General features: G+C 64.0%; 1 protein-coding gene. It reads right to left on the reverse strand.

Translation table 11 applies throughout. The features are described from left to right. Nucleotides 1-400, reverse strand: a 400-nt coding sequence (locus B3187_RS17080) for a phage portal protein family protein (protein ID WP_286807750.1), incomplete at both ends; no start/stop codon positions are given.

Genomic DNA, 400 nt, shown 5'->3' on the forward strand with positions numbered 1-400 from the left:
CAGAAACCGGCGCTGCGCCGCCACTCAATTTCCAGGCAACAAAAGGCCTTGCCGATGCCGTCGGTCACATCGAACATCAGCTCCGCAAAATCCTCCAGCCCGGCGATCACTTCCTGCAGCTCGCGGGCGGCGTTCTTCTCTTTGGCGGTGGGGTTGCGCGGCGGCACGATGGACCAATCCAACCCGGCCACGGCCCGGCGGCGCTTGCCCATCTCCGCCATGATGTGCGCGTCCTTTTCTTCCATGTCTTCATAGAGCTCGTACTGAGCCATGATGTCGCCCTGCTCGGCGCTGTCCATAATCTGCGCCAGCTTGCTCGGGGTCAGGCCCCTGCTCGGGTGGCCCTGGAACTCGCGCTGCAGGGCGATGCGGTCGGCGGTTTGCGGCTCTTTGAGGTCAC

Origin of the sequence: Marinimicrobium sp. UBA4209 (assembly GCF_002381585.1) — a bacterium.
Classification (GTDB): Bacteria; Pseudomonadota; Gammaproteobacteria; order Pseudomonadales; family Cellvibrionaceae; genus Marinimicrobium; species Marinimicrobium koreense.